The organism is Moorena sp. SIO3I6 (assembly GCF_010672095.1).
The window spans coordinates 1-3,311 of sequence record NZ_JAAHHU010000473.1 but is presented as its reverse complement, the minus strand read 5'-3'; the positions used below and the strand labels follow the sequence as shown (position 1 = coordinate 3,311).

3 protein-coding genes are annotated in these 3,311 nt (G+C 43.8%); all 3 read left to right on the top strand.

Annotation, left to right across the window (positions count from 1 at the left end):
* On the top strand, positions 1-1,301 hold a 1,301-nt coding region (locus F6K49_RS38130), incomplete at its 5' end, for a peroxidase family protein (protein WP_293105460.1).
* Positions 1,302-1,657: 356 nt separating this feature from the next.
* Positions 1,658-2,131 carry a hypothetical protein gene (locus F6K49_RS38125; protein WP_293021755.1) on the top strand — a complete coding sequence of 158 codons (474 nt, stop codon included), beginning with the start codon at positions 1,658-1,660 and terminating at the stop codon, positions 2,129-2,131.
* Between the two features lie 69 nt (positions 2,132-2,200).
* Positions 2,201-2,824: a catalase gene (locus F6K49_RS38120; protein WP_293105457.1), complete on the top strand. Its 624-nt coding sequence runs from the start codon at positions 2,201-2,203 to the stop codon at positions 2,822-2,824.
* Positions 2,825-3,311: the final 487 nt, after the last annotated feature.

The window sequence follows — 3,311 nt, the reverse complement described above, 5'->3', positions numbered from 1 at the left end:
TGATTAACAATGTCGTCTACAAAATTCCCACTCGTCCCCATAAGTTAAGCGCGATCGCACCCTATACTTCTTGGGACTCATTAACAGACCGAACCTGGAGCGGACGACATTTACCCCCCGATCCAGAATTCAACAAAGCAGGTAACCTTCCTCCTCTCGAAGACCTTGCTGTTTTGTTTCGCAAAAAAGAGGGGAAAACCATCTATTCCGAGAAGTCTACCCTGCTGTTTCCCTATTGGGTGCAGTGGTTTACCGATGGCTTTTTGCGCACTGATCACTACAATAGATTAAAGAATACCTCAAACCACGGCATCGATTTATCTCCCGTCTATGGGTTGAACAGAAAATCTACAGACATGCTGAGATCCCATCAGGGCGGGAAACTGAAAAGCCAGATTATCAATGGTGAAGAATATCCCCTCTTCTATTACGACGATCCAGAAAACGGAGTGGTCAAACCAGAGTTTGACGGGTTGTATGAGCCGCTCAATGATGAGAAGCGACTCGACCCAGCCAAGAAAGCAAAACTATTTGCTATGGGTGTCGAACGAGCCAATGTCCAAATTGGCTATGTAATGCTTAATGTTCTGTGTCTGAGGGAACACAATCGCCTGTGTGATTTACTGGCTAAGCATTATCCCGATTGGGATGACGAGCGACTCTTCCAAACAGCCAGAAACATCGTGATGGTGGTAATCATGAAAATTGTGCTGGAAGAGTATGTTAATCATATTACCTCCTATTACTTCAATTTCATTGTCGATCCTCCAGCGTTTACCAATCAGAAGTGGTATCGCCAGAATTGGTTTACAGTGGAATTTAATTTGGTATATCGTTGGCACAGTGCCCTTCCGGAGACTCTGACCTATGACAGCAAGCAAATTCCGATGGTGGATAGCCTCTGGAATAATGAGATGCTGATCAATAAAGGCTTGGGACAATTGTTTGAGGAGACCTGTTCCCAACCAGGCACCAAAATTGGTTTGTTTAACACGCCAGAATTCCTAATACCTGTTGAATTGGCAAGTATCGACTTAGGTCGTCAAGCTCAATTGGCCAGCTATAATGATTACCGGGAAATGTCTAAGTTTCCCCGGGTGACGGATTTCGATCAGATCACGGCGGATGAAGATACTCAAAGGGAACTAAAACGGTTATACGGTGATGTCAACAATATTGAATTCTATGTGGGACTCTATGCCGAGGATGTGCCACCAAATGCAGCAGTAGCTCCCCTGGTTAACCGACTGATAGCAATTGATGCGTTTTCCCAAGCATTGACTAATCCCCTGTTGGCATAAAATATCTTCAACGAAGAAACCTTTTCCCCGGTCGGTTGGGAAGTAATACAAAACACAAATACTCTCTCAGATCTGGTAAACCGCAATACTCCACAGCAGGAGAAAAACTATCAGTATAAAAAATATAAAGTAACATTTGACAATCCGTAAGCAAGGCATCGGTTATTGTCAAAGAAAAATTAAAGTAAAAATTCCAGCTCTCTGATTGATAAATCACCATTTATTTCAGTAAAATTTGAGTCTCAATCGCCAGCTATATGCTCACTTAATTTGACAGTACCCGCTCAAACCCACTGGTATCCTCAAGGAGTGTTTATCAAAACCAATTCCTCAAAATTTTTATCTAAAAAATAACCATGAAGCTATTTACAGAATATCCCGAAAAGGACGAAATAAACTCTTACGACCTTGTAGCGGAGCAAGTCAGGATTCAGATGGATAAGCTTTACAAGGATCAGGAACGGGCTTTGCGAGACACCCATGCCAAAACCCACGCCTCGGTGGAGGGAAACCTAGAAATTTTTGATTTTGATGAACAGAGCATTAAGAGTGAACTGGCAAAACGAACTCGGCTTACTCAAGAGCAACTTAATGGGATTTCCCTCAAGCAAGGACTTTTTGCGACACCGAAACAATATCCTGTTCAGCTGCGATTTGCCAATGGGCGAACAAATGTTGAAAACGACTATGTCTCAGACACACGCTCAATGTCTGTGAAAGTGATTGGTGTGGAAGGAGAAAGCTTTGAACAAAGCTACGAGCCAAATACTCAAGATATTATTGTTCAAAATGCTAAGATCTTTTTTATCAAAACCATCAAATATTATTAGGAATTTTTTGGCTCCATAGTTGACTCAGAAAAAGCTGCCCAGAAGTGGCTCAGGAGTCATCCCAGGCAATTGCTAGCCCTAGCTAAAGTAACAGCTCGAACCCCAAAGAGTTTATTAACGGAACGGTATTGGAGTGGTTCTGCTTATGCCCTTGGACTCAAACCAGATTTTGATCAGTCTCAACCGGGCTTAGTTCCTGTTGACTATCCCGCTGTGATCAAATACGCCTTCACCCCTGTTTCATGCCAGCCTCCCCATCAAAGGATGGGATATCAGTCCCGACCAGGTATTCCCAAACTTCCCTTCATCAATCGCGCTAAGGCTCTGGGATTGGATGGAAGCAAACCGGACAATTACTATCGAGACGAGCTGATCGAACAACTATCAAAAACCGATGCTCTTTATTGCTGGGACTTTGGTATCCAATTCCAAACCAACCCGAAAATGTCCATCGATGATGTCACAATTCGTTGGAGTGAGAAGAAGTCACCATTTTTTACCGTTGGTCGCCTCACTGTCAAGCATCAGATCATCGATTTTGACCAACAATACGACTCTGCTGAAAACCTGCGATTTTCCCCGTGGAATGGCTTAGTGGTTCATCGTCCTGTGGGAGCTCTCAACCGGCTCCGTAATGTAGTTTATCCGATTGTCGCTAAGTATCGTTATCAAAAACGGGGACTCAACTACTAGTCTTTCAATTGACACTCCCCATGCCTAGAAGCAGGGCTGTTTCATTCTTATTCAGCTATCAGAAGAGTGATAGTTAATTAGCGATTATGAATAACTCCATTAGACACGGGGCTTTCAGCATCGTTGATTTTTTGTAAGGGCTGACGTCGCATCTGGGTCGAGCGCCGATGTCTTCAATTACTCCAACAGCAGGAGTTGATTGCTGGGGTTGACATTATCTTATTGGTGGCCTGAGGTGAAAGTGGCTGAATCAGGGGCATTTAACCCGACATGATATGATACCGAGTTGCATTCAAAGATAGTAGATTGGTTGGATAGGGAGATAGGGAGATAGGGACCCACCCCTAACCCCTCCCAGGAGGTAGGGCTGTTTCATTCTGGCCAAAAATAGATGGGGAGATGGGGAGATGGGGAGATGGGGAGAAAAGGAGCGCGAATAGTCGTGATTTTGGCCAAATTTATCTAACCATACTCAAAAGCCGAATCA

Coding starts and splice junctions, on each gene's coding strand:
- F6K49_RS38125 (WP_293021755.1), top strand. CDS start 1,658: ATGAAGCTATTTACAGAATATCCCGAAAAGGACGAAATAAACTCTTAC.